Raw genomic sequence first — 20604 nt, 5'->3', positions numbered from 1 at the left:
CGTCTTCGTCTGCACGGCCACCAAGATGGACAGCTTGGACGTATACACCCCTTGGATCGCTACGCTCAGGAACCGCCGGATCCTCATAGAACGTTGCTTTGCCGAAGAAGCCCAGCTGGCTCAGGGCAGGCCAGCCCTGGATAGCCCAAGGCATGGCTCCCACGTAACGCTTCGATCAGCCCATTGAGACGGCGCTCGCGCCGCCGTGGGCAGCAACGCCTCACGGCACCCACAGACCATTTTGAGTATGCTGCCGCCCTGACCCAATCCCGATCTGCGTGCGCCCGGTGCGAGCGCCTTCGCCTCTATCCCCGCATGCACATCTCCCGTCTAGATTTCCATCACCTGCGCCGGTTCGCGACGCTCGAGCTGGCGCCCGCGCCCGGGCTGAACCTGATCACCGGCGACAACGGCGCCGGCAAGACCACCGTGCTAGAGGCGATGCACCTGATGGCCTACGGTCGCAGCTTCCGTGGCCGCGTGCGCGATGGGCTGGTTCGGCAGGGGCAGGACGCGTTGGATGTCTTCGTCGAATGGCAGGAACACGCCGGTGACGCAGGTCCGACGCGTCGGCGTCGCGCCGGCCTGCGCCACAGCGGTCAGGAATGGCGTGGTCGCCTCGACGGCCAGGACGTCGCCCATCTCGGTGCGCTGTGCGCCGCGCTGGCGGTGGTCACCTTCGAGCCAGGGAGCCATCTGCTGGTCAGCGGCGGCGGCGAGCCCCGGCGCCGTTTCGTCGATTGGGGCTTGTTCCACGTGGAACCTGACTTTCTGTCGCTATGGCGACGCTATGCCCGCGCGCTCAAGCAGCGCAATGCCCTGCTCAAGAGCGGTGGCAGCGGCGCGGCGCTGGATGCCTGGGACCACGAGCTGGCCGAGTCCGGTGAGCCGCTGACCTCGCGTCGCCAGGACTACCTGGACCGCCTGCTCCAGCGCCTGCTCGCCCTGGCCCCGGATCTGGCGCCCGCGCTGGGCATCGTGCATCTGCAGTTCGCGCCCGGTTGGCGACGCCAGGAGTTGTCGTTGGCCGACGCGCTGCTGCTCAACCGCGAGCGCGACCGTCAGCTTGGCTATACCTCCGCCGGTCCGCACCGGGCCGACTGGAGCCTCAGCTTCGCCGAGATTCCCGGCCGCGACGCGCTCTCCCGCGGCCAGGCCAAGCTCACCGCCCTGGCCTGCCTGCTGGCGCAAGCCGAGGACTACGCAGAGCAGCGCGGCGAGTGGCCAGTGATCGCCCTGGACGATTTGGCCTCGGAACTGGACCGCCACCATCAGGCGCGCGTGCTGGAGCGGCTACGTGCCGGGCCGGCCCAGGTCTTCGTCACCGCCACCGAAACCCCGCAGGCGCTGGCCGATGCCGGCCTACCGATCGCGCGGTTCCACGTGGAACATGGCCAGATCCTGGCCGTCTCCTAGGCCGCCGCGGGTCCGGCGGCCCGGGCTGCTATAATTTCCGCCAATCCCCTATCCAGCGGCGCGAACCGGCCCCCGCCTGTCTTCGCAGCCTCGTGGAGCCTACGGCACCCGCATGACCGACGAACAGAACACCCCGCCCAGCAACGGCAACTACGACGCCAACAGCATCACCGCCCTGGAAGGGCTGGAGGCGGTCCGCAAGCGGCCCGGCATGTACATCGGCGACGTCCATGACGGCACCGGCCTGCATCACATGGTGTTCGAGGTCGTCGACAACTCCATCGACGAAGCGCTGGCCGGGCATGCCGACCACGTCGCGGTGACGATCCACGCCGATGGCTCGGTCTCAGTGTCGGACAACGGCCGCGGTATCCCGGTCGGCAAGCACGCGCAGATGAGCGCCAAGCTCGGCCGCGAGGTCTCCGCCGCCGAAGTGGTGATGACCGTGCTGCACGCCGGCGGCAAGTTCGACGACAACAGCTACAAGGTGTCCGGCGGCCTGCATGGCGTGGGCGTCAGCGTGGTCAACGCGCTGTCGGAGAAGCTGCTGCTGGACGTGTTCCAGGGCGGTTTCCACTACCAGCAGGAATTCAGCAATGGCGCAGCCGTCGCGCCGCTGGTGAAGCTGGGCGAGACCACCAAGCGCGGCACCACCGTGCGCTTCTGGCCGTCGGTGGTGGCCTTCCACAACAACGTGGAGTTCCACTACGACATCCTGGCGCGCCGCCTGCGCGAGCTGTCCTTCCTCAATTCCGGAGTCAAGATCGTGCTCGCCGACGAGCGCGGCGAGGGCCGGCGCGACGACTTCCACTACGAGGGCGGCATCCGCAGCTTCGTCGAGCACCTGGCGCAGCTGAAGACCCCGCTGCATCCGAACGTGATCTCGGTCACCGGCGAGCACAACGGCATCACCGTGGACGTGGCGCTGCAGTGGACCGACTCCTACCAGGAGACGATGTACTGCTTCACCAACAACATCCCGCAGAAGGACGGCGGCACCCACCTGGCCGGCTTCCGCGGCGCGCTGACCCGCGTGCTCAACACCTACATCGAGCAGAACGGCATCGCCAAGCAGGCCAAGATCAACCTGACCGGCGACGACATGCGCGAAGGCATGATCGCGGTGCTGTCGGTGAAAGTGCCGGACCCGAGCTTCTCCAGCCAGACCAAGGAAAAGCTGGTCAGCTCCGACGTGCGCCCGGCAGTGGAGAACGCCTTCGGCGCGCGCCTGGAGGAGTTCCTGCAGGAAAACCCCAATGAGGCCAAGGCGATCGCCGGCAAGATCGTCGATGCCGCCCGCGCCCGCGAGGCCGCGCGCAAGGCAAGAGACCTGACCCGCCGCAAGGGCGCGCTGGACATCGCCGGCCTGCCCGGCAAGCTGGCCGACTGCCAGGAAAAGGATCCGGCGCTGTCGGAGCTGTTCATCGTCGAGGGTGACTCGGCAGGCGGCTCGGCCAAGCAGGGCCGCAACCGCAAGAACCAGGCGGTGCTGCCGCTGCGCGGCAAGATCCTCAACGTCGAGCGTGCGCGCTTCGACCGCATGCTGTCCTCCGACCAGGTCGGCACGCTGATCACCGCGCTGGGCACCGGCATCGGCCGCGACGAGTACAACCCGGACAAGCTGCGCTACCACCGCATCATCATCATGACCGACGCCGACGTCGACGGCGCGCACATCCGCACCCTGCTGCTGACCTTCTTCTACCGGCAGATGCCGGAGCTGATCGAGCGCGGCTACGTCTACATCGGCCTGCCGCCGCTGTACCGGCTCAAGCAGGGCAAGCAGGAGCTGTACCTGAAGGACGACAACGCGCTCAACGCCTACCTGGCCAGCAGCGCGGTCGAAGGCGCGGCGCTGGTCCCGGCCAGCAACGAGCCGCCGATCACTGGCGCGGCGCTGGAGAAGCTGCTGCTGCTGTTCGCCAGCGCCAACGAGGCGGTGGCGCGCAATGCGCACCGCTATGACCCGGCGCTGCTCAGCGCGCTGATCGACCTGCCGCCGCTGGACGTCGCCCAGCTGGAGAGCGAGGGCGAAGCGCACCCGAGCCTGGACGCGCTGCAGGCGGTGCTCAACCGCGGCAGCCTGGGCTCGGCGCGCTATGCGCTGTCCTTCGAACGCGGCAGCGAGCAGAAGCCGGCGATGTTGAAGGTGATCCGTCGCCACATGGGCGAAGAGCTCACCAGCTGGGTGCCGATGGCCGCCTTCGAGAGCGGCGAACTGCGGGCCTTGCGCGAGGTCGCGCTGGCGCTGCACGGGCTGGTGCGCGAGGGTGCGCAGATCGTGCGCGGCAACAAGACCCAGGCCATCAGCAGCTTCGCCCAGGCGCACGCCTGGCTGTTCGAGGAGGCCAAGAAGGGCCGCCAGATCCAGCGCTTCAAGGGCCTGGGCGAAATGAACGCCGAGCAGCTGTGGGAGACCACGGTGAACCCGGACACGCGCCGCCTGCTGCAGGTGCGCATCGAGGACGCGGTCGCCGCCGACCAGATCTTCAGCACCCTGATGGGCGATGTGGTCGAACCGCGCCGCGACTTCATCGAAGAGAACGCGCTGAAGGTCGCCAACCTCGACATCTGACCGTGGCGGTGCCCGTCCTGGCCTCCGTGCCGGGGCGGGGCGTCCCGCTGCGCTTTCCGCCCGCTGCCGCCCAGGACCGCGATGACCGCACCGCCGTTGCCCGCCACCCCGCTGCCGTTGCCGTCCGCGCCGCCGGCCCGCCCGCGTCGGCCGATCCTCGGGTTCTTCCTCGACGTGCTGCTGGCGGCGGTGGTACTGCTGGCGGTGAGCGTGCTGAGCGGCCTGGTCTGGGGCGTGATCCGCGGCTTCCAGCTGGCGATGGAACTGAAGGCGCACGGCATCCCCGCCGATCGCCTGGCCTCGGTGGTGGCGCAGCGGGTCGGTCAGCCGGGCGCGCTGGCGCAACTGCTGATCGCCCTGGTCAGCACCCTCTCCGCGGCGCTGCTGCTGTACTTCCTGCGTCGCCCGGCCAGCGCCGCCGAGCGCCGCGCCTCGTGGCAGGCGGCGCGCACGCCGTCGACCTGGGGCTGGGTGCTGCTGGTCGCGGTCGGCGTGTTCGTCGGCAGCGCGGCGATTTCCGCGCTGGCGGCGCAGATCGGCATCAAGCCGGTGCCGACCAACCTGCCGTTGATGCAGGACGCGATGGCGCAGATGCCGCTGTTCCTGATCGTGTTCGCCGTGGTGATCGCCCCGGCCTACGAGGAACTGCTGTTCCGTCGCGTGTTGTTCGGGCGGCTGTGGGACGCAGGCCGGCCGCGTTTGGGCATGCTGCTCAGCGGCGCCGCCTTCGCCCTGGTGCACGAAGTGCCGGGGACCACCGGCAACAGCCTGGCCGCGACCGCACAGCTGTGGCTGGTCTACGGCGGCATGGGCGCGGCGTTCGCCTGGCTGTACAAGCGCACCGGCACCTTGTGGGCGTCGATCGCCGCGCATGGCCTCAACAACGCCATCGCGGTCGCCGGGCTGTACTGGTTTGGCGCAACCTGAAGGTTTGTTTGACGAAATGTTAAGACGCGGCCCTCCACACTGCGACGCGTGTCAGGAGGGGGGACCGTATGAAGCAAGTGGTACTTGGCGCGTCGCTCGCGATGCTGCTGGCAGCGTGTGCGACGACGACATCGCCAACCGGGCGCACCCAGGTCGTCGGCGGCATCTCGCAACAACAACTCGACCAGATGGGCGCGCAGGCGTTCGCCGAGGCCAAGGCCAAGGAACAGCTGGATACCGATCCCAAGCGCAACGCCTACGTGCGCTGCGTGGTCAACGCGCTGGTCGCGCAATTGCCCGACCAATGGCGCGGTAACGGCTGGGAAACCGCGCTGTTCAACGACAAAGAACCCAACGCCTTCGCCCTCCCCGGCGGCAAGGTCGGGGTCAACAGCGGCATCTTCAGCGTGGCCAAGAACCAGGACCAGCTCGCCGCCGTGCTCGGCCACGAGATCGGCCACGTCATCTCGCGTCATCACGAAGAACGCATCACCCGCCAACTCGGCGCGCAGGCCGGCCTGAGCGTGATTGGCGCGCTGGCCGGCGCCCGCTATGGCCAGGGCGCGGCCGATACCGTCGGCCAGGTAGGCGGCATGACCGCGCAGACGCTGTTCCTGCTGCCCGGCTCGCGCCAGCAGGAAGCCGAAGCCGACGTCGTCGGCCAGCGCCTGATGGCGCAGGCCGGCTTCGACCCGGCGCAGGCGGTGGAACTGTGGAAGAACATGATGGCCGCCGGCGGCGATCGACCGCCGCAATGGCTCTCCACCCACCCCGATCCCAGTGCCCGCATCGGCGAGCTGCAGCGCGACGTCGCTGCGCTGGAACCGGTGTATGCGCAGGCGCGCAGTGCCGGCAGGACGCCCAAGTGCGGCTGAGCCTGGCGTCGTCCCCGCGCCGGCCGCCGGCACTGTCACAGAAAACGCATCCAAAAACGTTTTCACGGCGTACAGGTTTCTGATAGGTTTGCTGGCTCGGCCGAGGAACGGCCGCTCCGTCTTCCGTGCCGCTCCGGGCGGTATCCACCGAGGTGACCCATGAAATTCCGCATTCGCAAGCAAGCGTTGTTGTCCCTGGTGATCGCCGCCGCCCTCGGTGGCGCGGTGGTGACCGATGCCGCTGCGCAGAGCGATCGCACCGACCACCGTTCCTCGCGCAATGCCAAGAACGAGAAGGCGGCGGTGCTGTTCCCCAATGCCGAGCGCAAGGAGCCCAACGGCAAGCCGTCGTCCAAGCTCGGCAGCAAGCTGCAGAAGCTGATCGACACCTACAACAAGGGCGAGGACTACGCGTCGGTGCGCAGCCAGGCCGATGAGATCCTGGGCAACAGCGGCGCCAACGAGTACGACAAGTCGGTCGCCGCGCAGCTGGCCGCGCAGGCCGCCTACAACCTCGACGACAGCAAGGCCGCGCAGGCGTACCTGAAGCAGGCGATCCAGTTCAACGGCCTGGACAACAACGGCCACTACCAGTCGATGCTGATGCTGGCGCAGCTGCAGCTGCAGGACGACCAGACCGCCGAAGGCCTGGCCACGCTGGACAAGTTCCTCGCCGAAACCAAGTCGACCCGCCCGGAAGACCTGATCCTCAAGGGCCAGGCCCTGTACCAGGCGCAGCGCTACCAGGAAGCGATCCCGGCGCTGAAGCAGGCCATCGCCGCGTCGCCGGAACCGAAGGACAGCTGGAACCAGCTGCTGATGGCGTCCTACGCCGAGGCCGGCCAGACCGGCGAGGCGGTCAAGGCCGCCGAGGCGCTGGCGGCCAAGTCGCCCAACGACAAGAAGGCCCAGCTCAACCTGGCCAGCATGTACATGCAGGCCGACCAGATGGACAAGGCCGCGGCGGTGATGGACAAGCTGCGTACCTCCGGTCAGCTGACCGACGAGAAGGAATACAAGCAGCTGTACTCGATCTACGCCAACACCGACGGCCATGAGAAGGACGTCATCGCGGTCATCAACGAAGGCATGCAGAAGGGCATTCTGAAGCCGGACTACCAGACCTACCTGGCGCTGGCGCAGTCGTACTACTACACCGACCAGCTGCCGCAGGCGATCGAGAACTGGCAGAAGGCCGCGCCGCTGTCCAAGGACGGCGAAACCTATCTCAACCTGGCCAAGGTGCTGCATTCGGAAGGCCGCGTGGCCGAGGCCAAGCAGGCGGCGCAGCAGGCGCTGGCCAAGGGCGTCAAAAAGCCGGAAGACGCCAAGAAGATCATCAACCTGAAGTAGCACGCAAAAAAAGCCCCCGATTACCAGTGCTGAAAGTAGTGCAGGTAACAGGGATTGGTATAAGCTTGGAGGTTCCTGCGGTGTCATCGCCGCGTGAACTTGGGTCCCGCTCCACCGCGGGATCCGCCCCCCTTTAATCGAGTCATTGGCGCATGACGGAACAACTGGTCATCCATCGGCATTACGACAAAGATGACGCCTCCGGCCTCAGCTGGCCGCGCATCATCGGTATTGCCTTCGTAATCGCGCTGCACCTTGCAGCGCTGATGTTGCTGCTGATTCCGGCCGTTGCGCCCAAGGCGGTGGCGGAGAAGGAACGCAACATCATGGTCACCCTGGTGGACGCACCGCCGCCGCCTCCCCCGCCGCCGCCGCCGCCGCCGAAGCCGCCGGAAACTCCGCCGCCGCCGGTGAAGAACCTGGCGCCGCCGAAGCCGACCCCGCTGCCGCCGCCGCCGGAAGCCCCGGTGATCGACGTGCCGACGCCGCGCGACACGGACATCGCCACGCCGCCGTCGCCGCCCGCGCCGCCGGCCGCACCCTCCGACATCAGCGCTAGCGTCGATATCTCGTCGAAGAACATGAACCCGCCGAAGTACCCGCCGGCTGCATTCCGGTCGGGCGCACAGGGCGAGGTGATCCTGATCATCGACGTCGACGCCAGTGGTAACGTCACGAACGTTGCCGTCGAGAAATCCAGCCGCAACCGCGACCTGGACCGCGCCGCCATGGAAGCAGCGCGCAAGTGGCGGTTCAATGCCGCTGTCGTCAATGGACAGAAGACCGCCGGCCGCGTTCGCGTCCCGGTCAACTTCGCGCTGAACTGATACAAAGGTTGCGCGGACCGGCGCACCGCCGGTCCGCAAGCCCTGTCTACTCTTTGCACCACCCTCATCACCACCACACACAACAAAGGTAAGCGTCATGCTGCAGGAAATTTTCATCGCCGCTGCTGCGGGGGGCAACAACGCATCGAACGCCCTGTCGCAGATGGGCTTCGAGCACCTGATCACCGAAATGACCTCCAAGCCGGGTGACTTCGCCGTCTCCTGGGTGGTGCTCATCACCCTGATCATCATGTCCGCCTCGTCCTGGTACTGGACGATCATCAACATCTTCCGCGCCACCCGTCTGAAGAGCCAGGCCGACCGCGTCACCAGCCTGTTCTGGGACACCCCGAACGCCCAGGACGCCATCCGTGCGATGGAAGAGCAGCCGGCCTCCGAGCCGTTCTCGAAGATCGCCCTGGACGCTGCGCAGGCCGCCGCGCACCACCAGCGCGCCGAAGCCGGCACCGGCACCGGCCTGGGCGAGACCCTGAGCCGTTCGGAGTTCGTCGACCGCGCCCTGCGTCAGGCCGTGACCCGCGAAAGCACCAAGTTGCAGTCGGGCATGACTCTGCTGGCGACCGTCGGTGCGACCGCGCCGTTCGTCGGTCTGCTGGGTACCGTGTGGGGCATCTACGGCGCGCTGATCAAGATCGGTGCCACCGGTTCGGCCTCGATCGACGCCGTCGCCGGCCCGGTCGGTGAAGCGCTGATCATGACCGCGATCGGTCTGTTCGTCGCGATCCCGGCCGTGTTCGCCTTCAACTTCTTCAGCAAGGTCAACAGCTCGGTGATCGCCAAGTTCGACACCTTCGCTCACGACCTGCACGACTTCTTCGCCACCGGTTCGCGCGTTCGCTGATCCCGGCTAAGTCGTCCACGCAACGTTAACGGAGCCCGTTATGGCTTTCAGTAGTGGTAACAGCGGCGGCCCCATGGCCGACATCAACGTCACGCCCCTCGTGGACGTGATGCTGGTGCTGCTGATCATCTTCATCATCACGGCACCGCTGATGTCCCACAAGGTCAAGGTGGAGCTGCCCCAAGCCAACTTGAAGCAGGATCCGGACAAGGACGACAAGCGTTCGAATCCGATCACCCTGGCGGTCAAGGAGGATGGGTCGCTGTACTGGAACGACGAGCCGATCTCCAAGGAAGCCCTGGAGTCGCGCTTCTCGACCGCTGCACAGCAGACCCCGCAGCCGCCGCTCAACCTGCGTGGCGACCGCACCACCAAGATGCGCACGATCAACGAGATCACCAAGATCGCGCAGAGTCAGGGCATGCTGGACGTCGGCTTCGTTGCGACCAAAGAGAAGGGGAACTGAGCCATGGCGTTCAGCTCAGGAGGCGGCCGTGGTCCCATGGCCGACATCAACGTCACGCCGCTGGTCGACGTGATGCTGGTGCTGTTGATCATCTTCATCGTGACTGCGCCGATCATGACGTACCCGATCGACGTGGATCTGCCGCAGCGGGTCATCAACCCGCCGCCGCAGTTGCGCGATCCGCCGCCGCCGATCGATCTGCGGATCGATGCGTCGAACCAGGTATTCTGGAACAACAGCCCGGTGGCGGTGAGTGCGCTCCCGCAGATGATGGAAAACGAAGTCCAGCGCGATCCGACCAACCAGCCGGAACTGCGCATCGATGCCAATCCGGATTCCGAGTACGAAGTGATGGCCAAGGTGCTGGCCGCCGCCAAGAACTCGGACATGAAGAAGATCGGCTTCGTGCAGCAATAAGCTTCAACGCAATCCGTTTCACCGCAACACCTCAGTCATGACGCGACTGCAAACGCCACCGGAAACGGTGGCGTTTTTTTGTGCGTGCACGGTTGGATGTCCTGCGCATTGCGACGATGCCGGCCCGCGGTCCGGCATGTAGCGCGGTATGTCGTCCCGAGTGTGGACGTGCCTCCCTGCTCGACGGCCACCCGGCCTGGGCCGTTGAGGAGCTTCGCCGCCGGACCAAGCCGAATCCGCCCTGCGCCTTGTCTCCGCCTCTCGCACACCGCCGCGCCGCGGGTGTAGGCTGGTGGCGCGACACCACACCCACAGGAGGCTGACCATGGCGTTCAGTGCTGCAGGGAATCGGGGACCGCTGGCGGAGATCAATGTCACTCCGCTGGTCGACGTGATGCTGGTGCTGTTGATCATTTTCATCGTCACCGCGCCGATGCTGACGCGAACGATCACCATGGACCTGCCGCAGCGGACGCCGGCACTCTCCAGACCCTTGCCGCCACCGGACCCGATCCAGTTGCGCCTGGATGCCAGTGGCCAGTTGTTCTGGAATGCCGCGCCGCTGGCCTTGCGCGATCTGCAGCCGCGGCTGCAAGAGGCGATGGCGCAGGCGGCCGGCAATCCGCCCGAGCTGCGCATCGATGCCAGCCCGGACGCCGACTACGAGGCCATGGCCAAGGTGCTGGCGGCGGCCAAGAACGCCGACGTGCAGCGCATCGGTTTCGTGCAGTAACAGGCAGCCGGCGATGCGACGCCACCATTGTCGGTGGCGTCGCCCGCTCGCACACCGCTCGGCGCGCCGCCTGGGGGAGACAGCCCAAAACCCGCGATGATTGGATCGCGCCGAGCGCGACAGCCCTGCGGCACTGGATGGCCGCGGCCGCCAAGCGGCCAGTCTGTCAAGGAGACGCCCTGCCTCGCGTTGCCGGCGTCGCTCAGCGTGCGCCGGCCAGCACCGCCAGATAGGCCTTCACCGTGGCGTCGAGTCCGGCGTAGAGCGCCTCGCCGATCAGCGCGTGGCCGATCGATACTTCCAGCACGTCCGGGACCGTCGCCAGGAACGCGCCGAGATTGGCCTGGGCCAGATCGTGGCCGGCGTTGACGCCCAGTCCGGCGGCCTGCGCGCGGCGTGCGGCGGCGGCGAACGGCGCAGCCGCGGCGCTGTCGCCCTGCTCCCACGCGGCGGCATAGGGACCGGTGTACAACTCGATGCGGTCGGCGCCCAGTTCTGCCGCCACCGCCAGGTCGGGGTTGTCGGCATCGACGAACAGGCTGACCCGGCAGCCCAGGGCCTTCAGTTCGGCGATCAGCGGGCGCAGGCGGTCGCTGTCGCGGCCGAAGTCGAAACCATGGTCGGAGGTGAGTTGGCCGTCGCCGTCGGGCACCAGGGTGGCCTGCGCCGGACGCGCCTGCGCGCACAGCGCGATCAGCCCGGGATAGCCGGGCCGCGGTGGCGCGAACGGGTTGCCCTCGATGTTGAATTCGACGCCGCGCTCGCGGGTCAGGTCGGCTAGCACCAGCACGTCCTCGGCATGGATGTGGCGCCGGTCCGGGCGCGGGTGCACGGTGATGCCGTGCGCGCCGGCGTCCAGGCAGGCGCGCGCGGCCTCGAGCACGCTGGGCAGGTCGCCGCCGCGCGAATTGCGCAGCACCGCGATCTTGTTGACGTTGACGCTGAGCTTGGTCATCGCCGGCGAACCGCTTACGGCGCCGCGGCGTCGTCGCTGGCGGCGGCCGCGGCGCGGCGCGCTTCGGCCTGCTCGCGCAGCCGGCGCAGTTCGGCCGGGTCGATCATCGGCATCGCGTCGCGCTGGCTGGCGTCGCCGATCTTGGCCACGTACCAGCCGCGTGCCCAGGCCAGCAGAAAGGCCAGCGCGGCCAGCAGGCTCACCACCAGCAACCACATGTGCGGCGTCGTGAACGCCAGAACGAAAGCACCCAGCGCAAGCGGCAGAAAGAGCCAGTACATGACGATCTCCCCAAGGATGGCGCAGTGTAGCGCCGCGGGGCGTGCCGGTTCCACGTGGTGCCGCACCCAGGCGCCGGGCCGCCGCGCCGGCCGCGGCTACAGCAGCGGCGAGGTCAGCCGCGCCACCGCCTCCGGTAGCCGGTAGCGCCATAGCGAGCGCTTGCGGTCGTCGCGTACGCGCACCGCATCGGCCATCTCCCCTTCCAGCAGCTCGGCCAGTTGCCTGGTCAGCCCGCGGTCGCGGAACAGCGTGGCGACCTCGAAATTGAGCCGGAAACTGCGGTTGTCGAAGTTGGCGCTGCCGACCAGGCACAGGTCCTCGTCGGTGATCAGCGCCTTGGTGTGCAGCATGCGCGGGCCGTACTCGTAGATCCGCACGCCGGCCTGCAGCAGTTCGTCGAAGTACGAGCGCGCGGCCAGCGTCACCAGCCGCGAGTCGCTGCGCTTGGGCACCAGCAGGCGCACGTCCAGCCCGCCCAGCGCCGCCGAGGTCAGCGCCATGCGCGCGGCCTCGCCCGGCACGAAATACGGCGTGACCAGCCACACCCGCCGCTGCGCCTCGTAGATCGCCGCGACCTGCAGGCGGTGGATACTCTCCCAGGACGAATCCGGCCCCGACACCAGCACCTGCGCCTGGATGCTGCCGGCATCGCGGCTGGGCATGTCGCTGGGCCAGATCCGCGCCATGTCGAAGGCGTCGCGGCCCTGGCGGGTGGCGTACAGCCAGTCCTCCACGAACACCAGCTGCAGGCTGCGCACCACGTGGCCTTCGCAGCGCAGGTGCAGGTCGCGGTAGGCATCGGCGCGCAGCGCCTCGTTCTCCTCGTCGGTGACGTTGATGCCGCCGGTGAAGGCGATGCGGCCATCGATCACCACGATCTTGCGGTGGGTGCGCAGGTTGACCCAGGGCCGCTTGAACTTGAACGGCCGCAGCAACTGGGTGGGGTGGAACCAGGCGACCTCGGCGCCGGCCTCCAGCAGCGGCCGCAGGAAGCGCTTGCGCACCTGCGAGGAGCCGACCGCATCCAGCAGCAGGCGCACGCGCACGCCAGCGCGGGCGCGCTCGACCAGCGCGTCGCGGATGCGCGTGCCGGTGCGGTCGGGATTGAAGATGTAGTACTCCAGGTGCACGTGATGCTGTGCGGCGCCGATGTCGCGCACGATCGCGTCGTAGGTTGCCGCGCCGTCGACCAGCCATTGCACGGCGGTGGCCGAACTCGGCGCCAGGCCGGTGGTGGCCTGGGCGATCTTGGCCAGCTCGGTGCAGTCGGCATCCGGCGGGCACACGCTGCTGTAGTGCTCCATGCCCGAGCGCGAGCGGCCGCGGCGCAGGCGCTGCCGCTTCACCTTCTGCGGGCCCAGCAGGTAATAGATGACGAAGCCCAGATAGGGCAAGGCGGCCAGCGACAGCACCCAACTCAGCGTCGCCGCCGGTTCGCGCTTCTGCAGCACGATCCAGCCGCTCAGCCACAGGATGTACAGCAGGTAGGCGGCGGTGAGGTAGGCGCCGATGTGGGGGATGCCGGTCAGCCGGTCCCAGGTGTTCTGCAGAGTCGCGATCACGAGCATCGGCGGATTCTAGAGGGTGGCGCGGAGGTTGCGGCGAAGGCGATGCCGGCCCGCCACTGCGGTGACCGGCCGGATCGCGTGCGTTTGCTGTCTGGCGTGCTGGCAGCCATCGGCTCTGCGCACCTGTGCTGCACTGCGGGTGTATGACAGCAGGCGTTCGCGGCAACCGGGTGACGCCAAGGCGTCGGCGTTCGCGTGCGCCCGCGACGAGGCCCCGGTTCGGCGAATGGCAGCGTCATCGCCGAAGAGCGACATGCCGCCGGCCCGCCGTGGAACGTCGATCTGCGCCGCCGTGCGCAACGGACGGAGGTGCGCCACGCTGACTGCGTCGCCTGAAAGATTCAGCGCCGCCGCCGGTGCCGTCGCATCCGCCGAGACGGTCGGCGCGTAGCCTATGTCGATGAGCACCGCCATCAAGGGCCGCGGCGCCGGCAGCCACCTGCCGGGCCGCTTCGAACGGACCGTCAGCCAGGCCGAGGACGACGGCTGGCATCCCGACGACAGCGAGGAATTCGCCGCCCCGCGCCTGCGCACGCAGGTGAGCGAGGAGACCGCGCGCAGCATCATCAGCCGCAACCAGTCGCCGGACGTGGGGTTCGCGCAGTCGGTCAATCCGTACCGCGGCTGCGAGCACGGCTGCAGCTACTGCTTCGCCCGGCCCAGCCACGCCTATCTGAACCTGTCGCCGGGGCTGGACTTCGAGACGCGGCTGTTCGCCAAGACCAATGCCCCGGAACTGTTGCGCCGCGAGCTGGCTAAGCCCGGCTATGTGCCCAGCCCGATCGCGCTGGGCATCAACACCGACGCCTACCAGCCGATCGAGCGCAAGCTGCAGCTGACCCGGCGTCTGATCGAGGTCTTCGCCGAAACCCGCCACCCGTTCTCGCTGATCACCAAGAACGCGCTGGTCGAGCGCGACCTGGATCTGCTGGCGCCGCTGGCCCGCGACAACCTGGTCAGCGTGCATTTCTCGGTGACTTCGCTGGATCCGCGGCTGTCGGCCAGGCTGGAGCCGCGCGCCTCGGCGCCGCACGCGCGGCTGCGCGCGATGCGCACCCTGCATGAGGCCGGTGTCCCGGTCGGAGTGATGGTGGCGCCGGTGATCCCGTGGATCAACGACCATGCGCTGGAAGCGGTGCTGGAAGCGGCCCGCGAGGCCGGCGCCGAGTCCGCCGGCTACGTGCTGCTGCGCCTGCCGCACGAAGTGGCGCCGCTGTTCCGCGATTGGCTGCAGGCGCACCATCCCGACCGCGCCGCGCACGTGATGAGCACGGTGCAGCAACTGCGCGGCGGCAAGGACTACGACAGCACCTTCGGCAAGCGCATGCGCGGCGAAGGCGTCTACGCCGACCTGTTGGCGCGGCGCTTCGCCCTGGCGCACAAGCGGCTGGGCTATGCCGAGTCCCCGCGCCGCCGCCTGGACTGCAGCCACTTCGTCAAACCGCTGCCGCCGCGCCCGCCGTCGCCGCAGGGCGTGTTGTTTTGAGCGGGGATTCGGGATTGGGGATTCGGGATTCGTAAAAGCGGCTTTCTTGGCAGTTGGGTTGCAGAGGCTGCGTCAGGCCGCGCCATGCCGCTCTTGCGAATCCCCATTCCCTATTCCCTGCCGTAAAGCGCCTGGGCCGACTGGAACAGGATCCAGCTCGTGGCGATGAACTTGTCGCCGCGCTGCGGGCGGTTGCCGCGGTGGGTGTGGGTGAAGGCGGTCGGGGCAATCAGCAGGCTGCCGGCGCGCGGGGCGATCTTGCGGCGCTGGAACAGGAACTCGGTCTCGCCTTCGTCGAAATCGTCGTTGAGGTACAGGGTCCACAACAGGTGCCGGTGCAGGGTCTCGGCGCTGGGGTCGCGCGGGTACAGCTCGCAGTGCCAATACGGATAGCCGCCCTCGCCCGCCTCGTACCACTGCAGGTTGATCGCGCCCGGGCGCAGGCAGGTGCGCGCGAGGTTGGACAGCGCCGCGTCGTCGAGCAGGGCGAAGTCCTCGGCACCGAGCCGGTGCGGCTGGCCGTCGGCACCGGGCACCTGCAGCATCAGCGGCGAGATCAGGGTCTGCGGGTACTTGCGCAGATAGCCGAGCAATCCGCCGAACACCGCCTGCTGCAGCCGTTGTTCCACATCGCGCCACGGCTCCAGGCCGCTGATGCGCAGGTCGCGGCTGCGCTTGAGCTCGGGAAACACGCCGCTGCCGACCTCGCCGGGCCGCAGTTGGGTGCTGCCGCGCAGGCGCCGCAGGATGGCGGCGCAGTCCTCGCGGGACATGGCGCCCTCGAACACTTCGATGAAATCGGGATGCGTGTCGGACATCGCGCGACCTTACCAGCGATCTGCCGGCGCCGCAGCAAGGGCGGACGCCCGTGCGCATGTTGCCGGCGTCCGGCCGCGCCGAGACGCGCCCCCGGCGGACATCGCCTCGCCAAGACGCCGCTCGCCCAGCGCATGCGGCCGCAGTGGGTTCAGCCGACGTCGGCTGCTGCTCCCTCGAAAATCGTCAGGTGCGGAGCCAGCTCGGTGAACAACAAATAGTCCCAATGCATGTACAGGAACTCGGTGCCATCCGGCAGCCGTCGACGTCCGAAGCGTCTCTTCGAGCCATCGGCCATACGACCCCAGCCAAGCAACTTTTCGGCCTGCAGGATCAGGTGTTCGGTAGTGATCGCCGCGACGCTGCAGACACGTCCGCCACGCTGATCCAGAAAGGCTTGCACGGTGAGGTGCGGATAGCTCAGGCCAAGCTCGGGATGCTTGATCGCCGCCAGGCGCTTTTCGTACTCGGTTCCGGCACCGCTCGGCTTGCGGTAGCGGATGGAGAACGTCCTGCGGTCCTGGCCCCACTGCACACGGCTCGCGATGCTGCGCATGCCGATGCGGTTACCCACGACCTGCCATGCGTCGATCCCGGCCAGAGTGTCCAGATCGCGCGCGAGCCCGGTGTCCACGTTTGCCTCGACCAGATGCAGTTCGCCACCGCCGATCCGCGGATGCGAGGCGATGCGCGGCCAGACCCGCGTCTGAAAATCCAGTGCGCTCTGCGAAAGATTGTGCTGGAACTCCGACGGATCCTGCATCTTCGCGCTCCCGTGCGTTCAACGACCTCGCATGATGCTAAGCGGCGGTCGCGTGTTCGACCGGCTGCAACGAAGAGTTGTCTACCGCGATGTCCGTCTGGAGGGCGGCTTGGCGGGTCCTGGAGTTCCGCTAGGGTTCCTTCAACTGCGTGGGATTGCCGCGGATCGCGATGCCAAGGAGAGCCAGCCACACCGCCAGCGCCAGCAGGGTGGGCAGTTCGAAGCGACTGGAGTTGTACAGGGTGAAACTCCGGGCGGCGAAGAACAACAGCGTCCACAACGCCAGGTTGATCAGCACGATGCGCTTTCGCCAGCGATGGCGGGTGAACAGCGCGATGACGGTGGGCATCAGCGCGACCGGTGCGGTGGCGAAGAAGAACAGCACGACGAGGGTCTGGTTCATGGATTTCCTCCCGCCCGATATGACCAGGTGCACGTGACCAACAGCCAACGGTGCTTGCGCTGCGCATGCCGCTGACTGCCGCTACCCTACCGCAGCCGGAACGCCAGGCGACGGCCGCCGCGTCAGATCAGCAAGGGTTCTCTCGAGGGGCGAAGCCGGCATCCGACAGCACGCAAGCCAAGATGCGTATGCGGCCTTAGTGCGCTGTATTGGCCGGCCAGACCCGATCGACCAGGTCGCCGATCTCCATGGGCGCCGCTTGGCCCTCGGCGGCACGCTGCCAGGCCGCTGGCGACGGCCCTAGGCGCTCGGTCGGCGGCGCGCCCCACAGGGTGACGTTGAGCGCGAACACCACCACGCCGCTCCTGGCCTGGAACGGCGGCACCCGCTCCAATGCCGCGACCAGCGTGTTTGCCACCGTGTCGGGAAGTGCGGGTGTCACATCCAGCCATACCCGGGAACGGCCGCCTGGGCGGACGGCCACCGCCACGAAGCCGGCGGTGGGCCGGGGCGTGCTCACCCGCGACAGTTCACGCGATGCAGTGGCGTCCAGCGCCTTCACGTATGCCGCCAGCGCATCGATGTTCTCGGCACGCTCGCGCATCACCGCTTCGGGCTGCAGCAGCATGAGGTTCTGCATGCGAAAGGGCTCGGCAGCGGACACCACGCCGCTCGACATCATCGCCATCAGCATCAGGCACCAGCGCATCGGAACGTCCTTGTCGTCTCGGTGGTCGCATCCTGCCGCGTCGCCGCGCTCCCAACCAAGAGCGCGGCGCGCGTGCGATCAGTACAGCAGGTCGACGTAGTGGATCTTCTTCGCGCCGAAGCCGCCACAGCCCTCACTGGTCGTGTACTGCAGCACGACCTGGGTCCTGGACGTGGCGGCGGAGAGGATGGCCGAATACTTTTCCTTGGCGATGGCGTCTGCCGAAAAATCGATCACCCAACGCCCGTCCGAGGCGCACTCGTTGCTGGTCGGCTGGTTCTCCAGCCACACCGAGGCGTAGTTGGATTCGACCACGACGCGGGTGATCTTGCCTTGTTGCGTGGTGTCGGCACAGGCGACACCCGAGACGAGCAGCAGCAACAGCCCGAAGACACGTTTCATTGCACTTTCCCCTGTTTGAATTGTTGATCGGCATCGGCGCGGCGACCGTGACAGCGCACACCCCGGAGCCGACACGCCGCTTTGGAGCAGCCGCCATCGTTCCGGGACGATTTTGCCGAATCGCACTGCGCCGCCTGCAGCGGCTTCCCCTTGCACCGACCGAGGGCATGCCTCGGCGATGCGGCACCGACTATACGGCAACGGTGGCGACAGTCGCCATCGCCTAGGCGATGCCTAGACGCGCGCCTGCGGCACCACCGCGCTCAGCCGTGGCGGCTGTCGTGTTCCACGTGATACCGCACCGCCTCGGCCACCTCGTTCTTCGAGCCCAGGAACACCGGCACGCGCTGGTGCAGCTGTTCCGGCTGCAGGCCGAGGATGCGTGCGCGGCCGGTGCTGGCGGCGCCGCCGGCCTGCTCCACCAGCATGCCCATCGGGTTGGCTTCGTACATCAGCCGCAGCTTGCCGGCCTTGCCCGGGTCCTTCTTGTCCCAGGGATAGATGAAGATGCCGCCGCGGGTGAGGATGCGGTGCACGTCGGCGACCATGCTGGCGATCCAGCGCATGTTGAAATTCTTGTCGCGCACGCCTTCGCTGCCGGCCAGCAGGTCGGCCACGTACTGCTGCATCGGCGCTTCCCAATGGCGCTGGTTGGACATGTTGATCGCGAACTCGGCGGTGTCCTCGGGGATGCGCATGTCGGCCTGGGTCAGCAGGAAGCTGCCCTCCTCGCGCTCCAGGGTGAAGGCGTGGGTGCCGTGGCCCAGGGTCAGCACCAGCATCGTGCTGGGGCCGTAGATGCAGTAGCCGGCGGCGACCTGCGCGGTGCCCGGCTGCAGGAAGTGCTCGTCGCCGGGCTTGTCGGTGCCCGGCGGTGCGCGCAGCACAGAGAAGATGGTGCCGACCGAGACATTGACGTCGATGTTGGAACTGCCGTCCAGCGGATCGAACAGCAGCAGGAAATCGCCGCTGGGGTACTTGTCGGGCACCGGCTGGCAGTGGTCCATCTCTTCCGAAGCGCAGGCGGCGAGGTGGCCGCCCCAGGCGTTGGCTTCGAGCAGGATGTCGTTGCTGAGCACGTCCAGCTTCTTCTGCGCCTCGCCCTGCACGTTGCCCGTGCCGGCATCGCCCAGCACCCCGCCCAGGGCGCCCTTGCTGACCGCGATGGAGATGCGCTTGCAGGCGCGGGACACGATCGTGATGAGCTGGCGCAGTTCCGGGCCGATACGCCCGGCATGCTGTTCTTCGATCAGGAAGCGGGTCAGCGACGTTCGCGACATGGGCAGGACGGCCTTGCGTGAGAAAGGGGACCGCCATTGTCGCGGGTTGCGCGGTAGATTTCGATCAACGGCGTTCTTGGAACATGCCTGCGCTACCGACGCGGCCGCTCTGCAGGCACAAAAAAAGCCGGAAGCGCAGGCGCTTCCGGCTCGGTGCGGGACCGCGGGGCTCAGCCCTTGTGCACGGTCGCCACGGCCTGGGTCACGTAGTCCAGGTTCTTCTGGCTCAGCGCGGCCACGCAGATGCGGCCGGTGCCGACTGCGTAGATGCCGAACTCCTCGCGCAGCCGGTCCACCTGCGCCTTGCTCAGGCCCGAGTAGGAGAACATGCCGGCCTGCTGCTGGATGAAGCCGAACTCCGGCGCGCCGAGGGCGGCCAGCTTCTGCACCATGCCGGCGCGCAGGGCGTGGATGCGCTCGCGCATCTCGGTCAGCTCCTGCTCCCACATCGCGCGCAGTTCCGGGCTGTTGAGCACCCCGGCGACCAGCGCGGCGCCGTGCGTGGACGGGCTGGAGTAGATGGTGCGGATGATGCGCTTGACCTGCGACTGCACCGCCTTGCTCTCGGCGGCGTTGGCCGAGACCACCGACAGCGCGCCGACGCGTTCGCCATACAGCGAGAACGACTTGGAGTAGGAACTGGCGACCACGTAGTTGTCGATGCCGACCTCGGCCAGCAGGCGCACCGCGTAGGCGTCGGCGTCGATGCCCTTGTCGAAGCCCTGGTAGGCGATGTCCACGAACGGGAACAGATTGCGTTCCTTCAGCAGCTCGGCCACGGTGCGCCACTGCGCCTGGCTCAGGTCGGCGCCGGTCGGGTTGTGGCAGCAGGCGTGCAGCAGCACCACGCTGCCGGGGGCGAGCGCGCGCAGGTCGGCGAGCATGCCGTCGAAGTTCAGGCCGTGGCTGGCTGGATCGAAATACGTGTAGTCGACCACGTCGAAGCCGGCGGCGGTGAACACCGCGCGGTGGTTCTCCCAGCTCGGGTTGCTGATGGCGATGGTCGAGGTGGACAGCAGCTTCTTCAGCAGGTCCGCGCCCACGCGCAGCGCGCCGCTGCCGCCGACGGTCTGCGAGGTGGCGACACGGCCGGCGGCCAGCAGCGGCGACTCGGCGCCGAACAGCAGTTTCTGCGTGGCCAGGTCGTAGGCGGGCAGGCCGTCGATCGGCAGGTAGCCGCGCGGCTTGGCTTCCTGCGCCAGCTGCTGCTCGATCTGCTGCACGGCGCGCAGCAGCGGGATGCGGCCGTTTTCGTCGTAGTAGATGCCCACGCCCAGGTTGACCTTGGTCGGGCGGGAGTCGGCGTTGTAGGCCTCGGTCAGGCCCAGGATCGGGTCGCCTGGGACCTGTTCCACGTTTGCAAAGAAGGACACGGCGGTACTCGTTCGGTGGCGGAGGTGGGGGCCGGAAGGACCGGAGCCGGCGCGGTCAAACACCTCATCCTAACAAACGCTGCCGCGCTTGGCCGGTGCGGCCGGGCGGCAGTTGG

The 20604-nt window shown here is 67.8% G+C and carries 22 protein-coding genes; 11 read left to right on the top strand and 11 right to left on the bottom strand.

Annotated elements, in window-relative coordinates:
• Positions 1-315 precede the first annotated feature (315 nt).
• The 10 genes from recF to RAB71_RS00680 all read left to right on the top strand — a co-directional run bounded on the left by recF (position 316) and on the right by RAB71_RS00680 (position 10451).
• Positions 316-1416: a DNA replication/repair protein RecF gene (recF, locus tag RAB71_RS00725; RefSeq protein ID WP_010340415.1), complete on the top strand. Its 1101-nt coding sequence runs from the start codon at positions 316-318 to the stop codon at positions 1414-1416.
• Between the two features lie 112 nt (positions 1417-1528).
• Entirely contained in the window at positions 1529-3991 is a 2463-nt protein-coding gene (gene gyrB / locus RAB71_RS00720) for a DNA topoisomerase (ATP-hydrolyzing) subunit B (RefSeq protein WP_010340414.1), read from the top strand.
• A gap of 81 nt (positions 3992-4072) precedes the next feature.
• Positions 4073-4918 carry a CPBP family intramembrane glutamic endopeptidase gene (locus tag RAB71_RS00715; protein ID WP_010340413.1) on the top strand — a complete coding sequence of 282 codons (846 nt, stop codon included), beginning with the start codon at positions 4073-4075 and terminating at the stop codon, positions 4916-4918.
• Positions 4919-4986: 68 nt separating this feature from the next.
• On the top strand, positions 4987-5793 hold the full coding sequence (locus RAB71_RS00710; RefSeq protein WP_010340412.1) for a M48 family metallopeptidase: 807 nt from the start codon (positions 4987-4989) through the stop codon (positions 5791-5793).
• Between the two features lie 159 nt (positions 5794-5952).
• Positions 5953-7146, top strand: a complete 1194-nt coding sequence (locus RAB71_RS00705; protein ID WP_010340411.1) for a lipopolysaccharide assembly protein LapB — start codon at positions 5953-5955, stop codon at positions 7144-7146.
• 152 nt (positions 7147-7298) lie between these two features.
• A complete protein-coding gene (locus RAB71_RS00700; protein ID WP_010340410.1) occupies positions 7299-7973 on the top strand; it encodes an energy transducer TonB in 675 nt (224 codons plus the stop codon).
• A gap of 97 nt (positions 7974-8070) precedes the next feature.
• Entirely contained in the window at positions 8071-8835 is a 765-nt protein-coding gene (exbB, locus tag RAB71_RS00695) for a TonB-system energizer ExbB (RefSeq protein ID WP_010340667.1), read from the top strand.
• 40 nt (positions 8836-8875) lie between these two features.
• Positions 8876-9301 (top strand): biopolymer transporter ExbD, encoded by a 426-nt coding sequence (locus RAB71_RS00690; RefSeq protein WP_010340666.1) that lies wholly within the window; start codon positions 8876-8878, stop codon positions 9299-9301.
• Between the two features lie 3 nt (positions 9302-9304).
• Positions 9305-9718 carry a biopolymer transporter ExbD gene (locus RAB71_RS00685; protein WP_010340665.1) on the top strand — a complete coding sequence of 138 codons (414 nt, stop codon included), beginning with the start codon at positions 9305-9307 and terminating at the stop codon, positions 9716-9718.
• A gap of 325 nt (positions 9719-10043) precedes the next feature.
• Positions 10044-10451: a biopolymer transporter ExbD gene (locus RAB71_RS00680; RefSeq protein ID WP_010340664.1), complete on the top strand. Its 408-nt coding sequence runs from the start codon at positions 10044-10046 to the stop codon at positions 10449-10451.
• A 202-nt stretch (positions 10452-10653) separates the two neighbouring features.
• On the opposite strand, the gene RAB71_RS00675 is transcribed toward RAB71_RS00680, so the two are convergent.
• From RAB71_RS00675 to RAB71_RS00660, 4 genes are all read right to left on the bottom strand, one after another.
• On the bottom strand, positions 10654-11406 hold the full coding sequence (locus RAB71_RS00675; RefSeq protein WP_010340663.1) for a pyridoxine 5'-phosphate synthase: 753 nt from the start codon (positions 11404-11406) through the stop codon (positions 10654-10656).
• Between the two features lie 14 nt (positions 11407-11420).
• Positions 11421-11687, bottom strand: coding sequence for a hypothetical protein (locus RAB71_RS00670; protein ID WP_010340662.1), 267 nt, complete (start codon positions 11685-11687; stop codon positions 11421-11423).
• A 96-nt stretch (positions 11688-11783) separates the two neighbouring features.
• A complete protein-coding gene (gene cls, locus RAB71_RS00665; protein WP_040900772.1) occupies positions 11784-13256 on the bottom strand; it encodes a cardiolipin synthase in 1473 nt (490 codons plus the stop codon).
• Positions 13257-13265: 9 nt separating this feature from the next.
• Positions 13266-13670: a hypothetical protein gene (locus RAB71_RS00660; RefSeq protein WP_138985714.1), complete on the bottom strand. Its 405-nt coding sequence runs from the start codon at positions 13668-13670 to the stop codon at positions 13266-13268.
• On the opposite strand from RAB71_RS00660, the gene RAB71_RS00655 reads away from it, so the two are divergent.
• Positions 13657-14742 (top strand): PA0069 family radical SAM protein, encoded by a 1086-nt coding sequence (locus RAB71_RS00655; RefSeq protein WP_010340660.1) that lies wholly within the window; start codon positions 13657-13659, stop codon positions 14740-14742. The two genes, RAB71_RS00660 and RAB71_RS00655, sit on opposite strands and share 14 nt — an antisense overlap.
• 110 nt (positions 14743-14852) lie before the next feature.
• Here RAB71_RS00655 and RAB71_RS00650 read toward each other — a convergent pair whose 3' ends face one another.
• The 7 genes from RAB71_RS00650 to RAB71_RS00620 all read right to left on the bottom strand — a co-directional run bounded on the left by RAB71_RS00650 (position 14853) and on the right by RAB71_RS00620 (position 20488).
• Positions 14853-15560, bottom strand: a complete 708-nt coding sequence (locus RAB71_RS00650) for a 2OG-Fe(II) oxygenase (protein WP_010340659.1) — start codon at positions 15558-15560, stop codon at positions 14853-14855.
• 149 nt (positions 15561-15709) lie between these two features.
• Positions 15710-16321 (bottom strand): hypothetical protein, encoded by a 612-nt coding sequence (locus RAB71_RS00645; protein ID WP_010340658.1) that lies wholly within the window; start codon positions 16319-16321, stop codon positions 15710-15712.
• A 130-nt stretch (positions 16322-16451) separates the two neighbouring features.
• Positions 16452-16724: a hypothetical protein gene (locus tag RAB71_RS00640; RefSeq protein ID WP_010340657.1), complete on the bottom strand. Its 273-nt coding sequence runs from the start codon at positions 16722-16724 to the stop codon at positions 16452-16454.
• A 196-nt stretch (positions 16725-16920) separates the two neighbouring features.
• On the bottom strand, positions 16921-17433 hold the full coding sequence (locus tag RAB71_RS00635) for a hypothetical protein (protein ID WP_010340656.1): 513 nt from the start codon (positions 17431-17433) through the stop codon (positions 16921-16923).
• Positions 17434-17511: 78 nt separating this feature from the next.
• On the bottom strand, positions 17512-17835 hold the full coding sequence (locus RAB71_RS00630; RefSeq protein ID WP_010340655.1) for a hypothetical protein: 324 nt from the start codon (positions 17833-17835) through the stop codon (positions 17512-17514).
• Between the two features lie 263 nt (positions 17836-18098).
• Positions 18099-19115, bottom strand: a complete 1017-nt coding sequence (locus RAB71_RS00625; RefSeq protein WP_010340654.1) for a class 1 fructose-bisphosphatase — start codon at positions 19113-19115, stop codon at positions 18099-18101.
• Between the two features lie 170 nt (positions 19116-19285).
• Positions 19286-20488, bottom strand: a complete 1203-nt coding sequence (locus tag RAB71_RS00620; protein WP_010340653.1) for an amino acid aminotransferase — start codon at positions 20486-20488, stop codon at positions 19286-19288.
• Between the last annotated feature and the right edge of the window lie 116 nt (positions 20489-20604).

The sequence above is a fragment of the Xanthomonas sacchari genome (assembly GCF_040529065.1).
Lineage (GTDB): Bacteria > Pseudomonadota > Gammaproteobacteria > Xanthomonadales > Xanthomonadaceae > Xanthomonas_A > Xanthomonas_A sacchari.
This window is presented reverse-complemented; position numbering and strand designations above follow the sequence as displayed.